The sequence below is a fragment of the Phyllobacterium phragmitis genome, assembly GCF_002980495.1.
Taxonomy (GTDB): Bacteria; Pseudomonadota; Alphaproteobacteria; order Rhizobiales; family Rhizobiaceae; genus Paramesorhizobium; species Paramesorhizobium phragmitis.
On record NZ_PVBR01000004.1, the window covers coordinates 1 to 24,697 of the forward strand.

Genomic DNA, 24,697 nt, shown 5'->3' on the forward strand with positions numbered 1-24,697 from the left:
CGCCAGCCTCCTGCTCCTTCAGCACCGCAATAATCTGCTCTTCGGTGAATCTCTGCTTCTTCATTCGTCCGTCCTTTAATGGGCCGGACTCTAATCCATCGTGGAGGAAATTCGCAGTGGCAGGTCAAATCCATACATAACAGTTGCGAAAGTTAGTTCTGATTTTCCGGAAAAGGCCGTCGTCATTTTCGGGTACAATATCGTCAAATGTGCTAGTTTTACCAACATGGCATGTTGGGGGCTGTTGCCGCATTTGATGAAAAGTACCGAAATATCCGACATTTATGAACATGGGCTCCATTTTCTGCGGCACCCGATAATATGTGGTTCCAACTCCGCCGGGCATAGAATATGCCGCGCCGTCGATTGCGGACGCTCTAAGCAATCCCGACGCGGCTGCCACCGGCTTTCTTGTGTGTATGAATAAATGACATTCGTCCCACCTGCATTGCTGTCACTCTTTGCACTCACCTTCTACGGGATCTGGGGCGCCTGCAGGATTTCGATGCCGGATCGCCGATGCGATTTCCTGTTGATCTATGGCGCGGCCTTCCTGGCCTTCAGCATGGCGATGTTTTCGCAGGTCGGGCATCTGCCTCCCGATGCGGGATATAATGCGATGGTTTCGGGCACGCTTTATATCGGCGCATGCCTGCTTCTGGTGAAAGGCATTCTCGCCCGATCGGACAAGCGTTTTCCGGCATCGTTCTACGCGATCAGTTTCTTCTCCATCCTCATCCCGCTGTTCTATTTCCAGTATATCGACACGAATCTCGTCGCTCGCATCTATCTCCTGAATTTCGGGATGGGCGCCATATTCCTGGTCCTCGCGGGGCGGGCCCATTTCCTGCGGCATGGGACGATCACCGACCGCATCCTTTTCTGGCTGGTGGTGGCGCTGGCGCTGCATTTCTTCCTGCGCACACTTTTGACAATCGGATCCGTATCGGCAATAGAAGGGTTTCCGCGCGCCGCCCTTCTAAGCAGTTTCATCAAGACGAGTTTCTGGGGCTGGTCCGAGATTTCCGTTGCCATCCTGGGGGCCGTTGTCGGTCTCGGGCTGCTCACGGTCACCGGCGCCGATATCATCAAAGGCTTGCGCGGCGAGCGCGATACGGACGCTCTCACCGGTGTGCTGAACCGCAGAGGGCTCGACAGCCAGATTTCACGGCTTCTGGCGAAAAACAGTCAATCGGCAGCAAGCGTCGTCATCTGCGATCTGGATTATTTCAAAAACATCAACGACACCTATGGCCATGCGGCGGGAGATGCGGTGCTGGTGGACTTTGCCGAAATCCTGAAAAAGAACGTTCGCTCAAGCGATCTTGTCGGCCGTATGGGAGGCGAGGAATTCGTCATGGTGCTGGCGGGCATGACAGTGCAGAACGCCTATGTATTTGCCGAGCGCATCCGAAAAACGATCCAGAACCGGCATTTCGAGCGGGTCGCTTCGGACCAGATCGTCACCTGCAGTTTCGGTATCACCAAATTCCGCAAGAACGAGGATCTCTGGACTGCGGTCAACCGCGCCGACAAGATTCTCTATGCGGCCAAGAAGGCCGGGCGGAACCGCACTTTTGCCGAAGGCATCGCCGCCTGACCATCAGAAATCTGAAAAATTTGGGGGTATCTTCAGGCGAACTTCTTATTCTGGTCCCATTCGTCGCCGATACGGCGCATGCATCCTTGGACGCTACACAAAGACGCTGTAACTTATTGAACCGACACGCCGTGCTTTCCGAAAACCGTCTCCGGTTTTCGAGCCGGTGCGCTCAAGCAATTCCTGTCTTCCAAGAAATCAGAAGCGCGAAAACGAGATGAAAGCACTGCTCATCGTACCGTTCGTTCTGGCATCGACGGCTCTGCCGGGGATGGCGATGGGAAGTTCGGTCGCCGCACAACTCATGAAGCTCGATCCCGCAACACGTCTCGAACAGAGATGCGACGTGGAGGCCATGGAGCGTATCCGGGCCGATCCAGGCCGGTTTACCCCCGACAAGGTGCTGGCTTATGCCTATGCCGAGCCGATTGTCGGAACCAATTCCATCCGCACTTCGGGAGCGGCATTCCGCAGCGGCGGCAAATGGTTTCACCTTTCCTTCAACTGCAAGACCTCACCCGACCATCTCAAGGTGCTGTCATTCCAATATGCGATCGGCAGCGTCATTCCCAAGCGGGAATGGTCGCAACATTATCTCGTACCGTGAGTGGAACAAATGCGGTCGGCGCGTTGACGAATCAGCTCACCACAACGGGCGCTTTTCCGGGAACCCTGTTATAGAGGTCGATGATGTCCTGGTTGATGAGGCGCACGCAGCCCGACGACATCGCCTGGCCGATCGACCACCATTCCGGCGAACCATGGATGCGGTAGCCGGTATCGGCGCCGTCCTTGAAGATATAGAGGGCACGTGCGCCCAGCGGATTATCGGTTCCGCCCTCCATGCCTGTGCGGTATTTCACCAGTTCAGGCTTGCGCTGGATCATTTCCGGCGGCGGCGTCCAGCGCGGCCACGCCTTCTTATATTGAATATTGGCGCGGCCCGACCACAGGAAACCCTCCTTGCCGATGCCGACGCCATAGCGGATCGCGTCGCCGCCCGGCTGCACCAGATAGAGATAGCGGTCCTTGAGACTGACGACGATGGTGCCCGGCGCCTCGCCCGTCGGATCTGGAACGATCTGGCGGCGGAACTGCTTGGGCACTTTCTGATAGGGAACGGCCGGCAGCGAAAAAGGCCCTTCCTGTACCGCGGCATACATCACATCGGGTGTGGTGACAGCCTTGTCGACGCTGATCTGCGGGCGGATGCCTCCCGTCGGCATGGGATCGATGTTCATCTGCAGGGCCGACATATCCATGGTCTGCGAACAGCCCGCCGCGCTGGTGAGCGCCACCGTGCCGGCACCGAGAATAAGCGCACGGCGGCTCAAGTGATCTGATTGATTCGACATAGATGTTTCCAACAACCCCAAGCTAAAGCGATGGCGGCGACATTGCGGCATTTATGGTTGATGAAGGGTTAAGCTGCAATCAATGCGCTATCGCGGCCCGCATCGAGACGTCGTGCTCGAACGGGAGAGAACCCGAAACGGGCCGGTGCATCAGAAAAGATGCATCGGAATCAATAATCCTTTTCGTAAAACAGACCGATACTCGAATCGCGGGTGCCAAGCGCGCCCTTGGCCTTCAAATTCTTGGTGATGTCGAGATTGATCGTACCCTTGGTGTTGCCGCCCGCGCCGGCTTCGACGCCGAGATAGACGTTTTCTCGAATATAGCGCCCGGCGCGCACACCGGCATTGCCCTTGCTGTCGGTGACGATATCGAGATCGTCGAGGCCGGTGCCGCGCCGAAGGTTGCCGAGGAGCGAGGTGTTCTTGCCGCCCGCCAGTTCGGCTGCAGCGGCGGCGAGCTGCGCGATCTGGAACGCCGACAAATCGTTGATCGAACGATCGAAGATCAGACGCGCCAGAACTTCGTCCTGGGGCAATTCCGGCTGCGAGGAAAAGGTGATGTCGAGATCATCCACCGTGCCCGTCACGGTGATGAGAACGACGATATCGCTTCGTTCGGAGCGCGCGACGAAATTCAGCTGCGGATTGAGATCGCCGACCAGCGTGACCTGGCCCTCGTCGAAGGTGATGCGCTGGCCGAGAATGCCGAGCCGCCCACGGCGCAGATCGAAGGCGCCGACGGGCCGGATATCCGTGACCGGCCCGGTCAGGCGCACCGAACCGCCGAGCTCGACATCCAGGCCGCGGCCGCGCACGAAGATCTTGTTGGGTGCGTTGACCTCGACATCCAGGCGCACGACGCTCGGGCGCGCGGTGGGCTTGGGAACGCCGCGACTTTCCACCCTGGCGCGTTCGAGCGTACGCTCCACGGCGGGCGGCGTATGTATATGTTTCACATCGATATTGGCCGCGCCGCCGCCGAGGCTTTCGGGCACGGAAATTTCCGCCCGCTCGACATCGATACGGCCCGATATCAGGGGATCGCGCATGAGCGGGCCCGTGATGGCCAGACCGCCATTCACGGTCGCCACGATGAGATTGCCGTCGGCATAGCGGGCACGGTTGAAGGTGATGCGGATATCGGCCGGAAAATTGGCTGATGCATCGATGGAGACCGTACCGTTTGCATTGATCGAACCGCCGGTCGAAAGCCCTGCCGTGGCCGAGCGTATCGTCACCGTCTGCCCGTCCATGCTGCCCATGATATTGATGTTCTGCAACTGCACATTGGTCTGCGGATCGGCCAGTCGCGCGCCGCTGGTCGAGAACATGCCGCGGATCGCCGGCTTGTCGAAACTGCCTGACACATTCGCGGTCAGCGAAAGCGTTCCCGATGCCTGCCCGCCGCGATCGGCGAGGAAGCGATCGGCGAGCGCCAGCGGTACGCTGCCGGTGACGTCGACGCCCAGCCCGGAGCCGGAGAGCGGCACGCGTCCGCTTCCCGATAGGGTCAGGCCCTGCGGACCCTCGACATTGACCGAGGAAAGATCGACCGCCTTGTCGGCATATCGCCCCGCTGCCCGCAGGCTGAGAGGCGCAAGGCCATTGTCCCGCAACGGCTTTGCGGCAAGCCCGGCGCCGTTCACGTTGAACTCCGCAGCCGGGTTGCGCAGCGGACCGGTGACGCGCGCGGTGCCGGAAATCGTTCCCGCCAGATCCTGCCCCTTGGCAATGCCGTTGAGGGCTGCGAGCGGCAGGCTTGCGAGGTTGACGTCGAGCGCCAGATCGCCGCCCTGTCCAAGCGGCACCCCGCCCGTCACCCGCGCATCGAGACCGTTGGAACCGGTCACTCTTCCATCGACATTCAGCCGATCGGCGGTCGAGGTTCCCCTGGCTTCCAGTTGCAGCGCATCGATCCCCGCCTGCCTGAGCTGCGCCGCCGTGACCGATCGCGCATCGAGATCGAAGGTCACATCGGGCCGCGCGCGTGTTCCGGTGATGTTGGCGGTGCCGTTGACGGTGCCGCCCAACCCCAGATCCGGGCGCACGGTATTGGCGATGGCAAGCGGCAGATCCCTGATGGCGACCGAGAGGTTCAAGGCGTCAGCCGCTTCGCCACGCAGCGTGACCCTGCCGCTGCCGACATCAAGAAGAATATCACCGAACGAGATGTTGCGGCCCCGCACATTCACCGTGGCGGGCTGGGCCAGCCGGGCGGCAAGCTCCCCCTGCCGCAAATCGGCCGAACCGAGGGAAAGCAGATAGCCGCCGTTTTGCGGTTCCAGCGAGCCTCGCACCGCCGCGGTGGTTCCATTTTTCAATTTCGAATTCGCGGTGAAATCCGTTTTCGAGCCCGTTTGCGCAGCCTTTGCCTCGAGGCTTTCGATCATCTGACCGGCGATCGCGATATTGCTGCCGCTGACCGTGCCGTTTGCCGCGGGGACATTGAAGATGTCGCGCAGGTTTGCCGCAATGTCCGCCGTCCCGATGCTGGTTCCATTGGCTTTCAGATCGCGGATCGACGCCTGGATATCGGCATTCTGGCGTCCGCCTTCCTGGTCAAGGCTGATATCGGCCTTCGCCGTGCCTGTCGCCTCGATGAGAAGCAGGGCCGCGGCGGTGGACACATCGTTCGCGTCAAGCGCCAGCTTGCCTTGATAGAGCCCATTCGCCGTCTGCGTCACGCCACCGGAAATGCGCGTGCCGCCGGCGTTGAAGGAAAGATCGGTCAGGCGCTTTTCACCGCCGACGACCGCGAGCAATGTCGAGAGATCGACACGTTCGCCGTTCAGAAAAGCCAGTCCCTGCACCCTGCCGCTCAGTTCGCCCTTGTCGAGCGATCCGTTGAAATTGATGTCGGCGTCGGAGAGCCTGCGTCCGGCCAGCGTTCCCTGCGGCACGTCGCCCCTGAGAGCGAGCGCTATCAGATCGTTTTCTCCCTTGGCGCTGCCTTTCACCGTCAGCCTGCCGGAAGCTCTTTCAGAAAGAAGCTCCAGATCCGCAAGGTTGACGCCGAAGTCGAAATCCGCCGATTTGCTGGAGAACGTTCCGTTGGCGGTGATTTCGCTCTGTGGGTTGCCGATGCGGAAATTGCGGGCGGTGAAACCGGCCTGGCTTCGGGCAAGGCCGCCGCCGATGCGCGTTTCACCAGCTATGATGCGATCGACCACATCGGTGCCGGTCCGCATGCCGGTCGCATTGCCGTCCAACGCAAGATCAAAGGCGCCGGAGATCGGCTGGACCGTCCCCTTTGCCTGAAGATCGAGACGCCCGGCGAGATCGCGTCCGGCGAGCGACGAGAATGGCGCGATGCTGTCCGCCTTGATCCCGATATCGCCGGTGAAGGTGTAATCATTGATATCGCCCTGCAATCCAACGCTGAGGCCGTTGCCGGCGATCTCCGCCTGTTCGAGATGCACCGGCGTCCCGGCCCGCCACAGCCCATCGATCGCCAGCGTGATGCGCTCGCCCAATGCCTCGGCTATATCGGCACGCTCAGAGGTGATGCCCGATACGTCTCCATCGACCTTGAAGGTGATGTGCCGCGCCGTCGGCAGATCGAGATTTTCCGCAACCCCGCCCATCTTCAGCGCAACCGCTCTGGAAGCAAAATTGCTGGTGGCGAAGTCGCCGATATCCAGCGAACCGGTCCAGTCATTGGTGGGCCGGTCGCCGAAAGCGACCTGCAATGCAGCACTCCCCACCGTCGTCTCGCCACCCGGAACCGGCAGGATGACCCTGTTTCCTGTGGGATCGGCGACCCGCGCATTGACGCGCAGGCGATTGAGGAAACCGTCGGAACCCGTCTCGGCGGATGCGGCGAGGGTCATTGCCGCGCTGTTCAAGGCAATATCGTCTACCCTGACCCCGCCTGCATTCTTGACGAGGCCATGGGCGGCAAGCGTCGTCTCGGCACCGAAGAAATCCCGAAAGACCGGCGGCACGAGGATGGCGATGGGACCCCGGAAATCGGTCCGGAAGTTGAGGCCGTCATCCTGCCGGTCGAGGCTCAAAAGGCCCGTCAGCACGCGGCTTCCGGCGGCGTCGAGCGTGAGATTGAGATCGAGATCGCTCAAGGGACCGGAACCGGCGACCGTCAGATCGACCGGCGGGCGTCCCTCGATTTTCAGAAGGTTGGCGACGATGCCATTCGCCGGCTCGGAAAGTTTCAGGTCGAGATTGAGGTTCTGCGTTTCATTGGCATAGGCAGCGGTCAACTGGAACTGGCCACCCGGCCCATCGAGCCGCTGGACCTGAAAGGCGGAATCGAGCGAGCCATCCTCGAGCCGCAGCCTTCCGGTCGCAGACACTTCCGATGCGAGACCGAAGACACCCTGGCCAAATATCAGATGCGCGATGTCGAGCTGGTCGAGATTGATGGCAAGCGGTAATTCCGGCAGGCTGAAGCTGCTGGATTCCGGCGTCGGCAGGCTGTCATCAGGCAGCGGCCTGCGGATCACATCGATACGGTCGGCGGCAAGCGTCTGGACGCTCAATCGTCCCGTCAGAAGCGCTGTGCGGCTCCAGACGATATGCGCATTGGTAACGCGCAGCCATACGCCCTGTCGATCGGCGATGGTGATCGAGCCGATGGTGGCTTCCGACGACAGGACGCCCTGAATGTTGGAAATGTTGATCTGGCGGTTCGGTGCGGAAAGCTTGTCTTCCACGAAGGAAAGGAAATACGACTTCTCCTCCTCCGCATTATCCTGCGCAAAGGCCGGAAAAGCGAACAGGAAAAAGGCTATGATAGCGAGCACCTTGGTCAAAACGCCTGTCCTATGCCAACATAGAATGCCACACTCGGGTCGCCGTCGCGACGGTTCATCGGAACGGCGACATCGAGGCGGATGGGTCCGAGACCGGTCTGATAACGCAGGCCGGCGCCGACGCCGACGCGCATCTCCTCGGAAAAATCGGGGAACGTATCTTCCCCGACATAGCCGGCATCGACAAAGCCGACCACGCCGATGGATTCGGTCGCATGCACACGGACTTCGCCTGATGTTTCGATCAGCGAGCGGCCGCCGATGACGTCCCCGGTCGCGGTGACGACACCGATATTACGGTATCCGTAACCGCGTACCGATCCGCCGCCGCCGGCGAAGAACAGCTTGTCGGGCGGCAATTCCGCAATCGATGCTCCAGCCAGCGCGCCGAGCTTCAGACGTCCCGCCAGGACGACGCGATCATCCTCGCCGAAACCGTAATAGGCGCGCCCCTCGGCGGTGAGTTTGGTGGCGAAATTGCCATATTCGATCTCGTAGAACGGCTCGACCACACCTTCGAGATAGTAACCCGTGGTCGCGTCGGCGGCATTGTTGCGGCTATCATAAACCAGGCCGCCCAACATGCCGATGGTGAGGAAATCGCGCGTCCCGAAAAAATCATCCTCGAACTGCGCCCGCGAAGCGCCGGCGAAAATCCGCCCGGTCAGTTCGTCGTTGAAGATATGGGTGAAGCCGGCCTGGCCCGTGATCGATGTCCGGGTGTAGGCGTCGAGCACCTCGCGCTCTGCGGTCAGCGAGGTGACGAAATCGGTATCGGGGGTAAAGGTGCCCGGCTTGGTGAAGGTGACGCCCGCCAGATAATTGTAGTTCTTGGGATCGTAGGAATTCTCCTGCGTCGATCCGACGCCGCTGATCTTCGCATCGAAACGCAGGCGCTCGGCCCTGCCGAACAGGTTGCGGTGCATCCAGTAGGTTTCGACACCGGCTCCGTCGAGCGTGGAATAGCTGCCGCCGACGCCAAAGCGGCGCAGCGGGCGTTCCTGCACCGTCAGCGTCATGGGCAGGGTGCCGTCCGGTTCGATATTTTCCGCTTCGGTAATCGTGGCGGCGCGGAAGACCTCGAGCCGGTTCAGCCGCTTCTTGGCTCTCTCGATATCGTCGGGGTCATATTCCTGGCCGGGTTCCAGGCCCGTTTGCCGGGCGACGAACACCGGATCCATGCGTTCGGTGCCCTTGACCGCGACTGGACCGTAAGTGGCGCGGCGGCCGGGATCCACTGCGATATCGACATCGACCGTATCGTTGCGATGGTCGGCGGTGATGCTCGGATCCGTGGTTTTCGCCTTGGCGAAACCCTGCTGGCGCCAGCCGTCGACGGCCAGAACCTCGGCTTTCAGGATCGTCGCAGAACGTGCCACCTCTCCGGGCGCGAATCCTTCATCACGCGGCAGTGCAACCACATCCCTGCGATCGACCGGCGGCGGCGCCAATCGGCTGATGCTGGTGCGCGCGAAGAGAAATTGCGGGCCGGGATCGACTGATATTTCCACCGCCACATTGTCGGGCAGTTCGGCATCAGGAGGAATATCGGCCGCCTCGCGGCCATTGACCTTGATGCTGATCGTTCCACCATAGCGGCCATCGCCGTAAAGCGTTGCGAGAATGCGCCTGTAATCGCCCCGCGCCTTTGCCAGGAGCCCGGCCGCACCCGACGCGGGCTTATCCTCGTCCTGAACCAGGCTGGAACCACCTTCGACGGTATCCTTGATGTCGCCTTCGCTGCCGTCGTGATTTCTGGTGTTGCCGGTGATGACGACATTGACCTTGTAGCGCTTCGGATCGGCGATCACCGCATCGGCGTCGTCCTGCTTTTCCTCACCCCAAAGCCTTATTCCGAATATCTCGAAGGCAGCTGCGGGGGAAAGAACAAGTGGAGAAACTTGTGCGGCAAGAAGCAGCATGACGGCGCCGATTCTTCGAAATGGTCCACTCATCAAAAAGCACTCTGGACGAAAAATCCGGCTCACCATACAAAAAATCCGCGCTCTGCGGTACGGAGCCCCTCCCCAACAGGACCAGATAGCAAATAGCACAGCTATCGGGGAACGGCAAAAGACACGTCTAAAATCCGAACGTTTATGTCAATGAACTGTTAATAATCAGGAAACCGCTATTTATCGGCATCGCCAGGCCCTGCCAAGGGCAACAAAAGGCTAACGAAAAATCCCGCCGGGATGGCGGGATTGTTTCTCCTGGATTTGCTGATTTTCTACCGCCCCGGACCCCAGGGGCGAATATGAGGCGGACGAACCGGACCTGGGCCGCGAAAGTGCGGGCCACCCCGGCGCGGGCCGCGCCAGTAGGGCGGAGGAAGAACCGGGCCTGGAGCGGTCCAGCTCGGAGCGCCCCAATAGGGCCGCCGACGGACGGGCCCCGGGCCCCAGTGATGGCGACGATGCCGCCAGAAGGGCGGCGGCCCCCAAAACGGCCCTGGACCGACGATCACGACGCGATTACCGCTGCTATAGCCAGGTGCGGAATTGAGATAGCGCGCGGAGGCCCAGCCACTGACGCGACCAGTGCTAACACGGCACCAGCCGCCGCGGCATACGCCCATATCGACCTCGGCGCCTGGCGGCAGCGTTGCCACGCGGGCATACCCCACCCCCGGCCCGGTCCTGACATTCAGCGCCGCGGTGGTGAAGGCGTCTTCAGCCAAGGCGGGAGACACCGAGAACAAAACAGTAGACAGAAGAACAGCCGAAAAAATACCACCGCGCAAATTCATGTGAAATCCCCTGCGAAAGATATAAACGTTCATCAAACCATAGATGAAGCTCTCTTCTTCGCAAGGATATTTGGATTGTAACGTTTACAATAGAATAACAACGCCTGGACGTTACTTTGTCAAACTTGCTTCTACATCTCGAAATCAAAGACAAGAATGCCTTCGATGCCGCCAAGTGCTGCAGCGACGAGACTTTGCCCGACCTTTACATGAGCGGGATGCGGCAGATAGGCGTCGCGGGCGGCCGCATCCGCGAAATCGACGACGAAACCATGCGCGAACCCCTTCTCCAGACCTTCGGGACTATCGTTCGCCCCGCTCGACACAGCGAGGATCCCCTCGATCCGATTCTGGAGCGCGTGGACGCTCTTCAGCAGATTATCGATCTCGGCGGCGTTCAACTCTTCGCGGAAACGGACGAGGACGATGTGGCGAATCATGGGTCTTCCTTTTTGCAGGATGCAGGGAACGCGGAAGGTTATTCGGACAGATCGAGACCGGCGGTTTCCGCTTTGGTCAGGATGCCGGTTTCGACGCAATAGCGCACTTCTGCGCTGAGAATATCCTGCGGACGGATTTCGACGGGCACCGCTCCGTTCCGGTAAAGGCCGAGATCCTCGGCGCTCTGCCTGCACCCGGCCTTCTGCAAAGCGGCGGCGTCGTCGGCAGGCGCCGGCACGGGCGCAGATGTCGTTGCGGGCGCTGTGGAAGGCGCGCTCCTGGTGGTATTGCCCTCCAGGAGATCAAGCGATCGCTCCAGAACGGCGTTGCTCGTCAGGAAATAATAAGCAAGGGCGGCAACCGCCAGCACAATGACCAGCACAGGGGCTCCAAGCCGAAGAACAGACCGACGATCCAATACAGCACCTCTTCTCACCTGGAACGCCGTGCGGCCGGGCCGCGCATCCGATTGAACGCAGCACAACGACCCCCGCCCTTTGAAACGCTGCGCCCCGATATCTTTGGCCTGCACCCTCGACGCGTCAATCCCAATATCTCGTCCCCACGATCAATAAAAAGCGATGGGAAAATGCGCAATAAAAAAGGCCGGGACGAACCCGACCTTTCCTCATCCACCTCAACACCAGTGCCAGTACATCCGTGGTCAAAGGCGGAGACGAATTTCAAAACTGTATGTATGCCTAGCAGCCCCATATTTCAAGTGTATGACAGATATCTCTTTTTTGCGCTCATGCCGCCATCCGATTATCGTGATCCAGCATTTCACTCGAGGCCAGCACGTCGCCCAGCATATCGCCAAGGCATTGCTGGAAGAGATCGAGATCGACCGGCCCGATGCGGCTGAGATGGATATCGATCTCGTCCACACCCACGCCGCGATTAAGCAATTCGGCGATTGCCGGAATCAATATGGCTTTTTGATCGAACCTGTATCGTTGCATAGCGTCTGCCCCAGAACCCCATCCCTCAACGGATCAGGAAAAAGGTAACGCCGTTATGGTTAACAAAAGGTTAACGACACCTGGCGCGCAGCGCGATCACATGAAACCGAGAACAGGTTCGAAAACGGATGGTGGAGCCAAGCGGGATCGAACCGCTGACCTCCTGCATGCCATGCAGGCGCTCTCCCAGCTGAGCTATGGCCCCATTCCTTGCCGGATATCCGTATGATGCGGCTGGAACCGCGTCCGGCTGAGTATCCGTCAGGGCAGCGCCCTGACGAGGCGGCTTATTAAAGGGCGCCGCGGTGAAGATCAAGAACTAAATCGCATCTCTTTCAGCGAGATGCGATTTATTTACGCAGCGCGGTAATTGGCGCGTTCTTAAGCCCAGGAGCCCGAGCCTCGGCCGAAACGAATTCGAGGCGAAGGGCCGGATCAGGTTTCTTCGTCGTCCCCACCGACACCGCCGCCGAGAATTCCGCTGACATCGTCATCGTCGGCGTCTTCTTCCGCTTCGAGGAACGGATCATCGCCGCCGCCCTCGATCTCGACATCGTCATCGTCGAGATCGGGCAGGTCGTCGCCGCCCTTGGTTTCCTCGTCGGCCTCTTCGAGCGATACGAATTCAGGCTTTTCGAGAGCTGTATCGACTTCTACCTCTACGGCCTCTTCTTCGACCACACGGGATTCCACACCCGATTCGAAGTAGGATCGCGGATATGACTGGCCCGTATAGGGCGAGACGATCGGATCGCGATTCAGATCATAGAATTTACGGCCCGTTTCAGGGCAGATGCGTTTTGTGCCAAGTTCGGGTTTTACCACGTGGAGCCTCGTTACTGACTGGCTGCATATCCTATCCATCGCTCCCGCGTGAAAGAGGATATGCCCTTTTACGGTGTTTTCGGTCCTTAAGCGTAATTCGCAGTCTTTGTCAAAGCCTAACGACATCACAGACTGTCCACTCTGTTGAAGAAGAGCGTTTTCTCATCACTGTGCGGCTGCCACATTGCCGGATGACCGGAACGCAGAGCTATGCTAGGGAACCGGCGCATCCTTCAACGGGGGCGGTTTTCCTGCCCCGAAAACGCGGCCACGAGCAATCGATCATGTCCCATTCCGCTTCACCCAAACCCGCCACCGCCCGCCGCTCGCGCGATCTGTCCGGCGATATCCGCATTCCGGGCGACAAATCGATCTCGCACCGCTCCTTCATGTTTGGCGGACTTGCCTCGGGCGAAACCCGGATCACCGGGCTTCTGGAAGGCGAGGACGTGATCAATACCGGCCGCGCCATGCAGGCCATGGGCGCACAGATCCGCAAAGACGGCGCGACGTGGATTATCCAGGGCACGGGCAATGGCTGCCTTTTGGAGCCGGAAGCGCCGCTTGATTTCGGCAATGCCGGAACCGGCGCGCGGCTCACCATGGGGCTTGTCGGCACCTATGACATGGAGACCATTTTCATCGGCGATGCTTCGCTTTCGAAGCGCCCGATGGGCCGCGTTCTCAACCCGCTGCGCGAGATGGGCGTGCAGGTGAAGGCAGCCGAGGGCGACCGCCTGCCGCTCACCCTGCATGGACCAAAGGTGGCAGCGCCGATCAGCTACCGGGTGCCGATGGCCTCGGCACAGGTGAAATCGGCCGTGCTGCTTGCAGGGTTGAACACGCCGGGAATTACCACCGTCATCGAACCGATCATGACCCGCGATCATACGGAAAAGATGCTCCAGGGCTTCGGCGCCGATATTTCTGTGGAAACAGACAGGGACGGCGTGCGTCACATCCAGATCGTCGGCCAGGGTGAACTCAAGGGTCAGACGATCGACGTGCCGGGCGATCCCTCCTCCACCGCGTTTCCGCTGGTGGCGGCGCTCATCGTGCCGGGATCGGACGTGACGATCCGCAATGTGCTGATGAACCCGACCCGCACCGGACTGATCCTGACCTTGCAGGAGATGGGCGCTGAGATCGATATTCTCAACGCACGGCTTGCCGGCGGCGAAGACGTCGCCGATTTGCGCGTGCGCGGATCAGATCTCAAGGGCGTCGGCGTTCCGCCCGAGCGGGCGCCGTCGATGATCGATGAATATCCGGTCCTGGCGGTCGCCGCCGCCTTCGCGGAGGGCGAGACCGTCATGGACGGGCTCGAGGAACTGCGCGTCAAGGAATCCGACCGCCTCTCCGCCGTCGCCAACGGCCTCAAGGCCAATGGCGTCGACTGCACCGAAGGCGAGGCGTCGCTGACCGTGCGCGGCACGCCCGGCGGCAAGGGGATCGGCGGCGGAACGGTCGAAACCCATCTCGATCACCGCATCGCCATGAGCTTCCTCGTCATGGGGCTTGCCGCGGAAAAGCCGGTGACGATCGACGATTCGGCGATGATCGCCACGAGCTTCCCGGAGTTCATGGGCCTGATGAGGGGGGTGGGGGCGAGGATTGAGGCGGCGGAGACAGCGGTGTGAGGATGCTTGTCCCATCCGCTCTAGCACACCCCCCTCTGCCCTGCCGGGCATCTCCCCCACAAGGGTGGAGATTGGCTGTCATTGAGGGCGGCGCATCATTCGCTACGTTGGTGATCAGCGAAAGCGGAGATCACAGCTTAATCTCCCCCCTTGTGGGGGAGATGTCCGGCAGGACAGAGGGGGGTGTGTAAGTGCCTGATACTTTCACCATCGCCATCGACGGGCCGGCGGCTTCCGGCAAGGGGACGCTGGCGCGGCGGCTGGCCGTTCATTACGGCTTTCATCATCTCGATACGGGATTGACCTATCGCGCGGTGGCGAAGGCGCTTCTCGATCGCGGTCTGCCGCTCGATGATGAAGCCATCGCCGCGGAAATGGCGCAGAATCTCGATCTGCAGCATCTCGACCGCGCCGCACTTGTCGCGCACCATGTGGGCGAAGCGGCATCGAAGGTGGCGGTGATGCCGGCGGTGCGCAGGGCGCTGGTGGCGGCGCAGCGCGCCTTTGCGCAAACCCCGCCTGGAACGATACTCGACGGGCGCGACATCGGCACGGTGGTTTGCCCCGATGCTCCGGTGAAACTCTACGTAATGGCTTCGGCCGAAGCGCGCGCCAGACGCCGCCATGCGGAGATCAGCGCCAGTGGCGGCGAGGCCGGTTTTGCCGAAATCCTCGCCGACCTCAACCGGCGCGACGCGCGCGATATGGGCCGCACCGATTCGCCGCTCAAGCCGGCAGACGATGCACACTTGCTAGATACGACCGAAATGGATATAGAGGCGGCATTCCTGGCCGCCAAGCGGCTGGTCGATGAGGCATTGGCGAAACGCCAAGCCTGAACCATATATGCATGACGAACCTGCCTGCCTCCGGTCCACGCGCCGAACAGCCCGTCAAGGGCGGACTGGATGCAAGGCGAAACGAAACACAAGCCATCGGCGCCGTATCCGAGGAGAATTCCGGGTACATCAGGAGTTTATATGTCAGAAGCAAATCCCACGCGGGAGGATTTCGAAGCCCTCCTCGCCGAGTCCTTCGCCAACCATGACCTTGCGGAAGGTTATGTCGTCAAGGGCCGTATCGTCGCCATCGAAAAAGACATGGCGATCATCGACGCCGGCCTCAAAGTCGAAGGCCGCGTGCCGCTGAAGGAATTCGGCGCCAAGGGCAAAGACGGCTCGATGAAGCCGGGCGACGAAGTCGAAGTCTATGTCGAGCGCATCGAAAACGCGCTTGGCGAAGCCGTCCTGTCGCGCGAGAAGGCTCGCCGCGAAGAGAGCTGGGTCAAGCTCGAGCAGAAATTCAACGCCGGCGAACGCGTCGAAGGCGTCATCTTCAACCAGGTCAAGGGCGGCTTCACGGTCGATCTCGACGGCGCCGTGGCCTTCCTGCCGCGCAGCCAGGTCGATATCCGCCCGATCCGCGACGTCACGCCGCTGATGCACAACCCGCAGCCTTTCGAAATCCTCAAGATGGACAAGCGCCGCGGCAACATCGTCGTGTCGCGCCGCACCGTGCTTGAAGAATCACGCGCCGAACAGCGTTCGGAAATCGTGCAGAACCTTGAAGAGGGCCAGGTTGTCGAAGGCATGGTCAAGAACATCACCGATTACGGTGCGTTCGTCGACCTTGGCGGCATCGACGGCCTTCTGCACGTCACCGACATGGCATGGCGCCGCGTCAACCATCCGTCCGAGATTCTCAATATCGGCCAGACGGTCAAGGTGCAGATCATCCGCATCAACCAGGAAACCCATCGTATCTCGCTCGGCATGAAGCAGCTCGAGAGCGATCCGTGGGATGGCATCGGCGCGAAGTATCCGGTCGGCATGAAGATCACCGGCACGGTCACGAACATCACCGATTACGGTGCGTTCGTCGAGATCGAGCCTGGTATCGAAGGCCTGATCCACGTCTCCGAGATGTCCTGGACCAAGAAGAACGTCCATCCGGGCAAGATCCTCTCGACCACCCAGGAAGTCGAAGTGGTGGTGCTGGAAGTTGATCCGGTCAAGCGCCGTATTTCGCTCGGCCTCAAGCAGACCCTCGACAATCCGTGGACGACGTTCGCCCAGAAGTATCCGAAGGACACCGTCGTCGAAGGCGAAGTCAAGAACAAGACCGAATTCGGCCTGTTCATCGGCCTCGACGGCGATGTCGACGGCATGGTCCACCTCTCCGACCTCGACTGGAACCGTCCGGGCGAACAGGTCATCGAGGAGTACAACAAGGGTGATATGGTCAAGGCGGTCGTTCTCGATGTCGATATCGACAAGGAACGTATCTCGCTCGGCATCAAGCAGCTCACTGGCGACAAGGTCGGCGAAGCGGCTTCGTCAGGCGAACTGCGCAAGAACGCCGTCGTCACCTGCGAAGTGACGGCTATCACCGATGGCGGCATCGAAGTGCATCTGGTCGACCACGACATCGACTCGTTCATCCGCCGTTCGGACCTGTCGCGTGACCGCGACGAGCAGCGCCCTGAGCGTTTCTCGGTCGGCCAGAAGGTCGATGCCCGCGTCATCGCGTTCGACAAGAAGAGCCGCAAGCTGCAGGTCTCGATCAAGGCGCTGGAAATCGCCGAAGAAAAGCAGGCGGTTGCCCAGTACGGATCGACCGACTCCGGCGCTTCGCTCGGCGACATCCTCGGCGCCGCACTGAAGAAGCAGGAAAAGAACTGATCTCTTCCCGCCTCTGAAGGCTAAAAATCAAAACCCGCCGGTGCAAGCCGGCGGGTTTTTCTTTGCAGGCGTTTCTGGAATGGTTTCGGTTTTGCTGGAATCGCCCGGCCTTGCGTCGGGTGGCGCTTCTTCACACCCCAAGCATAAGGATCAAGCCGTAGCTGACCACCCCGAGCGCAAGCAGCGACAGGATGGCGGTGAGCGTCACTCTGCCGCCGGCCCGCATGACGGTGCGGACATCGACGCCAAGGCCAAGCGCCGCCATCGAGATAATCGTCAGAAACGTCGAGGTCTCCTCTATGGGCGCGTGCAGCGCGGCCGGGATGAAGCCGAGGGAGCGCAGCGCCATCATCGCCAGGAAGCCGATAATGAACCAGGGGACGAGATGGCGGAGCGATGGCCTGGCGCCCCGGCGTCCCTCGCCCGGCCTCTCCCCCAACAAAGCGAGCGCGAGAATGACGGGGCCGAGCATCAGCACGCGTACCAGCTTGACCAGCGTGCCGAGCTGGACGCTCAACTGGGCGACCGGGGCAGTCGCCGCGAGGACCTGGGGCACGGCATAGACCGTCAGGCCGGCGAGAACGCCGTACTGCGTTATCGAGAGGCCGAGGAGAGGCACCAGCAGCGGCAGGCAGAGAACCACCACGACACCCAGAACCGCCGTGAAGGCGATCGATGCTGCGACGTCGTCGCCATGCGCGCCGATGACGGGTGCGGTGGCGGCAATGGCCGAGTTGCCGCAGATCGAATTGCCGCAGGCGACCAGCACCGCCATGCGATGCGGCAGGCGCAACAGCCGGCCAATGCCGTAGCTCAGGACAATGGCGACGGCGACAACGCCGACAATGCCAAGGATCAACCCCGGACCGGCGGCGATGACGGCGCCCGTGCTGACCGAAGCGCCGAGCAGGACGATGGCGATCTCGAGCAGCGTCTTGGCTGAGAAGCCGACACCTGCATCGAAGCGCGCGCTGGGACGATAGAAAGTGCGGATCGCCGTGCCGATGAGGATCGCCAGAACAAGCCCCTCCAGCCATGCCTGTCCGATGAGATGCACTTCGAGCATCTGCAACAGCACCGCCAATCCGGCGACAGCGCCACTGAGAAAAATCCCCGGCAGGATTTGACCTATTTTTAGATGATTATCGGCCAGCATTGCCGCTCTCCAGAATGATTTTCCAATATTATCCGAAAAATAGCGTGTTCAATCCATTCCATAATATGGCATATTCCATTCGATAAAATCGAACATTCAGGTTGCAACCATGACGCTCGAACAGCTCAGGATCTTCATCGCCGTCGCCGAACGCGAACATCTCACCCGGGCAGCGGAGGCGTTGCGGCTGACGCCATCGGCGGTGAGTTCCGCCATACGCGCGCTGGAAGACCGCTACGGCACGACGCTCTTCAACCGGATCGGGCGGCGTATCGAGATCACCGATGCCGGGCGGATTTTCCTCGAGGAGGCGCGGGCGACCCTGGCGCGGGCGCGAGCCGCCGAGCTTGCGTTGGCCGAGCTTGGCGGGCTGAAACGGGGGAGCCTGCGCATTCACGCCAGCCAGACGATCGCAAGCTACTGGCTGCCGCCATTCCTGGCGCGCTTTCACACCGCCTATCCGGCTGTAGCCATCAGCCTGGCGGTTGGAAACACGCAGAGCGTCACCCGCGCGACGGTGGAGGGAAGCGCCGATATAGGCTTCATCGAAGGCGAGGTGGATGAACCCGCCCTTGCCATCCGGCCGGTGGCGGAGGACCAACTGATCGCGGTCGTTTCCACCTCCCATCCCTGGGCAGATGGCCATCCGCTGGAATTAAGGGATATGGTGGACGCCCGCTGGATCGTGCGTGAACCCGGCTCGGGAACCCGTTCGGTGTTCGAAAGCGCGATACGTGCGAGGGGCCTCGATCCGCTGGCATTGACGGTTGCGCTGGAACTGCCATCCAACGAAGCGGTGTTGTCAGCGGTTCAATCAGGAGATTATGCGGCCGTCCTGTCCGAACTTGCGGCAGCGCCTCATCTTGCGACGGGGCGGCTGGTCCGGGCCAATTTCAGCCTGCCGCGCAGGCGCTTTCTCCTGCTTTCACACAAGGAGCGATACCGCACCAGGGCTTTCCATTCACTGGTCGAGATGCTGCCGGGAGCGGAACCGGTCTAATCCAGCACCGCATACTGCCACATGATGAATGCGACTTCATAGACGAGCATCAGCGTCACGAACAAAGCATGGAAACGCTGATTGCTCGTGAATATGGCGGCGATGCTTCCCAAGACGAAAGCGGCTGTGCGAAGTGGATATTCGGCGCCGAAGGAGTGGTAGTGCTTCCACCCTTTCAGCACGGTATCGCCGATATCCACGATGAAGATCAGTGCCAGAAGGGAGAAGAACCATTTGCGCCGCGACATGAAGTAATCGCGATAGCCGGTATATTCCTCCATGTGATCGGGAAAAAGCAGCGTGCAGGCGAGAAAATAAAGGCTCGCATAGATGATGATATAGAAATAGGTCTCGAAATCCCATGTCTGGATCCGGTGCAGATAGAACTCGAACCACCAGAAGTGCACCACCGCCAGGAACATAAAGGCAACCCATGCCAGATGCACGGGATAGATGATCTGGCGGGCAGGATGCTGAACGAAACGCGCGAAGCCAGTGAGCAGTCTCGAAATACATAGGCCCAGAACAATACCGATGATGATCCGGACATGAGCGAAAACTTCCGGTGTCGCACCGGGACTGGCGAGATGGTTTTCCATTTGATCCCTCTGCCTAAGAGGGAAAATTCAATAGTGTAAGTATTAAGAAGCGATGAAAAGATTTATGAGCCTGCTTTATGCGACCAGCTTGAGGCCGACGATGCCGCCGACGATCAGGCCGATACAGGCAAGGCGGATCGCAGTCGCAGGCTCGCCCAGGAGATAGATGCCGAGCAATGCCGTGCCGACGGTGCCGATCCCGGTCCAAATGGCATAGGCGGTGCCGACCGGCAAGGTCTTCAACGCGAGGCCCAGGAGCGCCAGGCTGGCAATCATGCTGACCACGGTGAGAACGGTGGGCGTGAGGCGGGTGAAGCCTTCGGTATATTTGAGGCCGATGGCCCAGCCGATTTCGAGGAGCCCGGCGAGAAACAGGTAGACCCAAGCCATATCGGTTCATCTTTTCGTTAGAATGGAATGAAGGTGATCGAGACGTACTTCATATACGCAAATCTTCCCTCTCGTCACCGGTCGTCTCGCAATCCGGCCGCAGTTCCTGCCATCTGACCATCGTCTGCGGCTTGACGAAAAGAAGCGTGACGTCGGATCGTCTGGATTGCAGGTGCTTTTCGATGCGATCGACGCATTTTTCTATCCCCGGAGCGGTGAGCCTGCCTTCAAATTCGATACTGAGTGCGGTCAGTATCTCCTCCGGCCCGAGATGGACGGTGAGCACGCCATTGACCTTCCGCACGTCATGGTCGGCTTCCGCAGTGGCGAGGATTTCCGCCTGAACCTCGGGAAATGCCGCCTCGCCGATGAGCAGTCCTTTGCTTTCCAGCGCCAGAAATATCGCCGTCGCCGCGAGAACCAGCGCTATGCCGATGGAGGCGACGCCGTCCAGAACCGGCATTTCGAACATATGTGACGCGACGATGCCCAGGAAAGCGACGATCAGGCCGAGCAGATCGGCGCTGTTGACGAACAGAACGGTGAAGATCGTAGGATCCTTGCTCCGGCGAAAGGCGGAGAAATAGCCGTAGTGGCCTTTGTTGCGGCGGAATTCCCACAGCGCCACCAGCCACGCCACCGCCTCGAACAGGAACGACAGGCCCAGCACCGCATAATTGACCAGCGGATTGCGCATCGGCTCGGGATGGAGAATGTGCCTGACACCTTCGTAGAAGGAGACGCCCGCGCCGACCGCAAAAACGAGAAGCGCGACGATGAAGCTCCAGAAATAGAGCTCCCGCGCGTAGCCGAAGGGATGGGCGCTATCCGGTGGACGTCGGGCACGATGAAGCCCGTAGAGCAGCAGAAGGTCATTGCCGGTATCGACGAGCGAATGCACGCCTTCCGACAGCATGGCGGAACTGCCGGTGAAGAACGCCGCGCCGAATTTGGTCAGCGCAACCAGGAAATCGCCGATCAATGCGGCGTAGATGACTTTTCGGGAACCTGAACGCGAAGCCATTGTGCTCTCTATATCGCAGCAATCCTGCAATCGCGTTTAAGTTGCGCTATTTGTATTAATACAACCTATATTTGTGGATCAAATATGCATACAACCGGCAACCTCGGCTTCCCTGCTTTACCCTTATGTTTCGAGATCGCTGCTTCCGGCCATCGCAATCGTCTGCCGCTGCTCGCGCCACGTGCCCGTTGTCTGTGGCTTGACGAACAGCGCCACGATCGAAGGCTGCTCGCGCTTGAGGCACGTTTCGATGCGCTCGACGCAGGCTTCGATCTCAGGCGCCGTCAGCCGATCCTCGAACTCGACGCTGACCGTGGCCACGATCTGCTCGGGGCCCAGATGAACCGTGACGACGCCATTGGCCCTTTGCACATCCGGGTCCGCCTGCACGATGGCCAGAACAGCCGCCTGGACCTCGGGCTGCGCCGGTTCACCCATCAGCAGCCCCTTGCTTTCGCGCGCGAGAAAGGCAGCCGTGGCGGCGAGAATGAGCGAGATGCCGATGGAGGCGACGCCATCCAGAACCGGCATATTGAGGAGTTGCGCGGCCAGGATGCCGGCAAAAGCCACGGATAATCCGAGGAGGGCCGCGCTATCCTCGAATAAAACGGTAAAGACGCTCGGGTCCTTGCTGCGCCGGGCAGCCGCGAGATAACCGAGCCGGCCTTTTTTCCGGCTGAACTCCTTCAGGGCGATATACCATGTTGCGCCCTCGAATAGCGCCGACAGCCCCAGGACCACATAGTTGACCATGGGATTGCGCACCGGCTCGGGATCGAGGATATGCACCACGCCCTCATAGAAGGATATGCCCGCGCCAAGCGCGAAAACGAGAAGGGCGACGATGAAGCTCCAGAAATAGAGCTCGCGGCCATGGCCGAACGGATGGCTCAGATCCGGCGGGCGCGCCGCCCGATGCAACCCGTAAAGCAGCAGGAGCTCATTGCCGGTATCGACGAGCGAATGCACGCCTTCCGACAGCATGGCGGAACTGCCGGTGAAGAATGCCGCGACAAATTTCGTCATGGCGATCAGGAGATTGCCGATCAGCGCGGCGTAGATGACCTTTCTGGAACCGGATTGCGTCGCCATTGTCCCTCATGCCCCTCTTCGATGAAGGCGGAACTCCGCGACCGCGCATCGGTTGCATAAAGCCGCCGCTTTCTCAGATCATCTGATCGCGCCGATCATGGACTTCTCAGGGAAGCACGTAGCCGCCTGACCATGCCTGGCCTGCCAGTCGCCGATCGACCGGCGTGTCTTGAAGCCGGGCAGGCCATCGGCCTTGCCGACATCATAGCCCTTCGCCTGCAGCGCCCTCTGCATGGCGGCGATGTCGGAGCGGTACATCGTACCGACATTGCCCCATGCGCCTTTAAAATCACCCGCGCCATAGGCGATGCGGTCACCGACATGGCCGATGAACAGCGCATAGAGATCGCTCATATTGTAATCTTTCAGCACATAGAAATTGGGTGTGGCGATGAAGGCCGGTCCATGCCGTCCGGCGGGCATCAGGAGATACCCCTCTCCCGCCAGTTCGTTCGCCGGGAAAGGCTTGCCGTTGACGCGGGTGATGCCCATCCTGGCCCAATCGGCGATTTTCAGGCCCTGATCGGGACCTTCCAGCGCACAGGTCAGCCCAGCCGGCACAATGACCTCGAAACCCCAGTCACGCCCACGCTGCCAGCCATGAAGGCGCAAATAATTGGCGATAGAGGCAAGCGTGTCGGGCACCGAGTTCCAGATGTCGCGCTTGCCGTCGCCATCGAAATCGACGGCATGCTCGAGATAGGAGGTCGGCATGAATTGCGGCTGGCCCATCGCGCCGGCCCATGAGCTTTTCATCGAACCGGTATCGATATAGTTCTTCTGGACGATCTCCAAAGCGGCCAGAAGTTGCCCGCGGAACATTTCCTTGCGCGTCGCCATGAAGGCCTTGGTGCCCAGCACCTCGAAGGCATCATAGGGGATTTTGACGGCGCCGAAGCCGGATTCCCGCCCCCATATGGCCAGGACGATGGCGCCCGGCACGCCATATTGCTTATCGATCCGCTTCAGGAGGCCGCCATATTGGCTGTGCCGCGCCTGCCCGCCACGGGTGACGGCGCCCATGGTCTTGGCGTTGAAATATTTGCCCGGCGAGCCGAATTCCGCCTGGGCCTGCTTCTTCGGCGTCTTCGGCCTGGTGCCCGGTGGGACCAGATCAGGCAGCTTCCAGTTGAGCGTCACGCCGGAGAAAGCCTTGTCGAAAACGGTGCGGGAAACGCCCTTGGCCTTTGCTTCCGGCCATAGATCACGGTCGAGCCAGGTTTTGAACTGTGCCTCCGTCTCGGCTTTCGACGGGGCGGCGGCGGCAGGCCCGGCCAGGAGAAAAGGCAGGCAGAAAACGGCCATGGCTGCCAGACATTTCAAAGCCGCGACGAGTTTAGGCATCCAATTCCCCCTTAGAGCGCGGTGCGCGCCCGCAACGCCGCTGCAAGCGTTCCCTCATCGAGATAATCCAGTTCACCGCCGACAGGCACGCCATGAGCAAGCCGCGTGACACGCACGTCGAAGCCGGCCAACTGATCGGTGATATAATGGGCTGTCGTCTGCCCCTCGACGGTGGCGTTGACGGCAAGGATCACTTCCTTCACCTCGCCTGCCCCGACCCGTTCGACGAGGCCGCGTATGTTGAGATCGTCCGGCCCGATGCCGTCGAGCGGCGACAGCCGGCCGCCGAGCACGTGATAGCGCACATTCATCGTGCCGGCGCGTTCCAGCGCCCACAGGTCCGACACATCCTCGACAACGATGATCGTTGCCGCATCGCGGCGCGGATCGGTACAGATGGTGCAGGGATCGCTGGTATCGGCATTGCCGCAGACCGAGCAGACGCGCACCTTTTCGGCGGCATCCTGCATGGCGAGCCCAAGCGGTATCAGCAGCGCTTCCTTCTTCTTGATGAGGTGGAGCGCCGCGCGCCTTGCCGACCGCGGACCGAGCCCCGGCACACGGGCGAGGAGCTGGATCAGACGTTCGATTTCAGGGCCGGCGATTCGTTTCGACATGATGACGTAGGGAATAAAACAAAAGGGAGTAGGGGAATAGGGGAATATGCGGGTCACAACAGCAACCCATCTGCCCATACATATTCCCCTACTCCCTTACTCCCCTATTCCCTCAAAACGGCAGTTTGAAACCCGGAGGCAATGGCAGGCCGGCGGTGAGCGCCTGCGTCTTCTCGGCCATCAGCGCCTCGATCTTGGTTTTCGCCTCGTTATGGGCTGCGATGATCAGATCTTCGAGAATTTCGGCCTCGTCTTCTTTCAAGAGCGAGGGATCGATCTTGAGCGTGCTCATCACGCCCTTGCCGCTCAATGTCACGTTGACCAGGCCGCCGCCAGAGCTTCCCGTCGCTTCGAGATTGGCGATCTCTTCCTGCATGGCCTCCATCTTGGCCTGCATTTCCTTTGCCTGTTTCAGCATTCCCATCATGTCGCGCATGAGATCGCACTCCT

22 protein-coding genes and 1 tRNA gene are annotated in these 24,697 nt (G+C 60.4%); 6 read left to right on the plus strand and 17 right to left on the minus strand.

Annotated elements, in window-relative coordinates; translation table 11 throughout:
• The first annotated feature begins 505 nt into the window (after nt 1-505).
• Both C5748_RS05975 and C5748_RS05980 read left to right on the plus strand, forming a co-directional pair.
• Nucleotides 506-1,600 (plus strand): GGDEF domain-containing protein, encoded by a 1,095-nt coding sequence (locus tag C5748_RS05975; RefSeq protein ID WP_158259816.1) that lies wholly within the window; start codon nt 506-508, stop codon nt 1,598-1,600.
• Nucleotides 1,601-1,817: 217 nt separating this feature from the next.
• Nucleotides 1,818-2,207 carry a DUF930 domain-containing protein gene (locus C5748_RS05980; RefSeq protein WP_105741042.1) on the plus strand — a complete coding sequence of 130 codons (390 nt, stop codon included), beginning with the start codon at nt 1,818-1,820 and terminating at the stop codon, nt 2,205-2,207.
• A 31-nt stretch (nt 2,208-2,238) separates the two neighbouring features.
• Here C5748_RS05980 and C5748_RS05985 read toward each other — a convergent pair whose 3' ends face one another.
• The 9 genes from C5748_RS05985 to C5748_RS06025 all read right to left on the minus strand — a co-directional run bounded on the left by C5748_RS05985 (nt 2,239) and on the right by C5748_RS06025 (nt 12,704).
• The gene (locus C5748_RS05985) at nt 2,239-2,955 is read right to left on the minus strand and encodes a L,D-transpeptidase (RefSeq protein ID WP_105741043.1); all 717 of its coding nucleotides are present in this window, start codon (nt 2,953-2,955) and stop codon (nt 2,239-2,241) included.
• 170 nt (nt 2,956-3,125) lie between these two features.
• Nucleotides 3,126-7,727 carry a translocation/assembly module TamB domain-containing protein gene (locus C5748_RS05990; protein WP_105741044.1) on the minus strand — a complete coding sequence of 1,534 codons (4,602 nt, stop codon included), beginning with the start codon at nt 7,725-7,727 and terminating at the stop codon, nt 3,126-3,128.
• Complete coding sequence (locus C5748_RS05995; RefSeq protein WP_425350210.1) at nt 7,724-9,682, minus strand: autotransporter assembly complex protein TamA; 1,959 nt, start codon at nt 9,680-9,682, stop codon at nt 7,724-7,726. Before C5748_RS05995 ends, C5748_RS05990 begins: the two co-directional genes overlap by 4 nt.
• Nucleotides 9,683-9,957: 275 nt before the next feature.
• Nucleotides 9,958-10,509 (minus strand): SH3 domain-containing protein, encoded by a 552-nt coding sequence (locus tag C5748_RS06000; RefSeq protein ID WP_342588346.1) that lies wholly within the window; start codon nt 10,507-10,509, stop codon nt 9,958-9,960.
• Nucleotides 10,510-10,607: 98 nt separating this feature from the next.
• On the minus strand, nt 10,608-10,916 hold the full coding sequence (locus tag C5748_RS06005; protein ID WP_105741046.1) for a Dabb family protein: 309 nt from the start codon (nt 10,914-10,916) through the stop codon (nt 10,608-10,610).
• Between the two features lie 38 nt (nt 10,917-10,954).
• Nucleotides 10,955-11,299 (minus strand): hypothetical protein, encoded by a 345-nt coding sequence (locus C5748_RS06010; protein WP_105741047.1) that lies wholly within the window; start codon nt 11,297-11,299, stop codon nt 10,955-10,957.
• A gap of 367 nt (nt 11,300-11,666) precedes the next feature.
• On the minus strand, nt 11,667-11,879 hold the full coding sequence (locus C5748_RS06015; protein WP_105741048.1) for a hypothetical protein: 213 nt from the start codon (nt 11,877-11,879) through the stop codon (nt 11,667-11,669).
• A 129-nt stretch (nt 11,880-12,008) separates the two neighbouring features.
• Nucleotides 12,009-12,084, minus strand: a tRNA-Ala gene (locus C5748_RS06020).
• A gap of 230 nt (nt 12,085-12,314) precedes the next feature.
• Nucleotides 12,315-12,704 (minus strand): TIGR02300 family protein, encoded by a 390-nt coding sequence (locus C5748_RS06025; RefSeq protein ID WP_105741049.1) that lies wholly within the window; start codon nt 12,702-12,704, stop codon nt 12,315-12,317.
• 284 nt (nt 12,705-12,988) lie between these two features.
• Between C5748_RS06025 and aroA the strand changes: the two genes are divergently transcribed.
• From aroA to rpsA, 3 genes are all read left to right on the plus strand, one after another.
• A complete protein-coding gene (gene aroA / locus C5748_RS06030; protein WP_105741050.1) occupies nt 12,989-14,344 on the plus strand; it encodes a 3-phosphoshikimate 1-carboxyvinyltransferase in 1,356 nt (451 codons plus the stop codon).
• A gap of 191 nt (nt 14,345-14,535) precedes the next feature.
• Entirely contained in the window at nt 14,536-15,183 is a 648-nt protein-coding gene (gene cmk / locus C5748_RS06040; RefSeq protein WP_105741052.1) for a (d)CMP kinase, read from the plus strand.
• A gap of 141 nt (nt 15,184-15,324) precedes the next feature.
• Nucleotides 15,325-17,025, plus strand: coding sequence for a 30S ribosomal protein S1 (gene rpsA, locus C5748_RS06045; protein WP_105741053.1), 1,701 nt, complete (start codon nt 15,325-15,327; stop codon nt 17,023-17,025).
• A 130-nt stretch (nt 17,026-17,155) separates the two neighbouring features.
• Here rpsA and C5748_RS06050 read toward each other — a convergent pair whose 3' ends face one another.
• Entirely contained in the window at nt 17,156-18,181 is a 1,026-nt protein-coding gene (locus C5748_RS06050) for a YeiH family protein (protein WP_105741054.1), read from the minus strand.
• 109 nt (nt 18,182-18,290) lie between these two features.
• On the opposite strand from C5748_RS06050, the gene C5748_RS06055 reads away from it, so the two are divergent.
• Complete coding sequence (locus C5748_RS06055; protein ID WP_105741055.1) at nt 18,291-19,181, plus strand: LysR family transcriptional regulator; 891 nt, start codon at nt 18,291-18,293, stop codon at nt 19,179-19,181.
• On the opposite strand, the gene C5748_RS06060 is transcribed toward C5748_RS06055, so the two are convergent.
• From C5748_RS06060 to C5748_RS06090, 7 genes are all read right to left on the minus strand, one after another.
• Complete coding sequence (locus C5748_RS06060; protein WP_105741056.1) at nt 19,178-19,780, minus strand: hypothetical protein; 603 nt, start codon at nt 19,778-19,780, stop codon at nt 19,178-19,180. The two genes, C5748_RS06055 and C5748_RS06060, sit on opposite strands and share 4 nt — an antisense overlap.
• 75 nt (nt 19,781-19,855) lie before the next feature.
• On the minus strand, nt 19,856-20,170 hold the full coding sequence (gene sugE / locus C5748_RS06065) for a quaternary ammonium compound efflux SMR transporter SugE (protein ID WP_105741057.1): 315 nt from the start codon (nt 20,168-20,170) through the stop codon (nt 19,856-19,858).
• A gap of 49 nt (nt 20,171-20,219) precedes the next feature.
• On the minus strand, nt 20,220-21,194 hold the full coding sequence (locus tag C5748_RS06070; protein WP_105741058.1) for a cation diffusion facilitator family transporter: 975 nt from the start codon (nt 21,192-21,194) through the stop codon (nt 20,220-20,222).
• Between the two features lie 123 nt (nt 21,195-21,317).
• Nucleotides 21,318-22,286, minus strand: coding sequence for a cation diffusion facilitator family transporter (locus C5748_RS06075; RefSeq protein WP_105741059.1), 969 nt, complete (start codon nt 22,284-22,286; stop codon nt 21,318-21,320).
• A gap of 78 nt (nt 22,287-22,364) precedes the next feature.
• The gene (locus tag C5748_RS06080) at nt 22,365-23,591 is read right to left on the minus strand and encodes a lytic murein transglycosylase (RefSeq protein WP_342588348.1); all 1,227 of its coding nucleotides are present in this window, start codon (nt 23,589-23,591) and stop codon (nt 22,365-22,367) included.
• Nucleotides 23,592-23,641: 50 nt separating this feature from the next.
• The gene (gene recR / locus C5748_RS06085; RefSeq protein WP_105741361.1) at nt 23,642-24,247 is read right to left on the minus strand and encodes a recombination mediator RecR; all 606 of its coding nucleotides are present in this window, start codon (nt 24,245-24,247) and stop codon (nt 23,642-23,644) included.
• A gap of 112 nt (nt 24,248-24,359) precedes the next feature.
• A complete protein-coding gene (locus C5748_RS06090) occupies nt 24,360-24,683 on the minus strand; it encodes a YbaB/EbfC family nucleoid-associated protein (RefSeq protein ID WP_105741061.1) in 324 nt (107 codons plus the stop codon).
• Nucleotides 24,684-24,697: the final 14 nt, after the last annotated feature.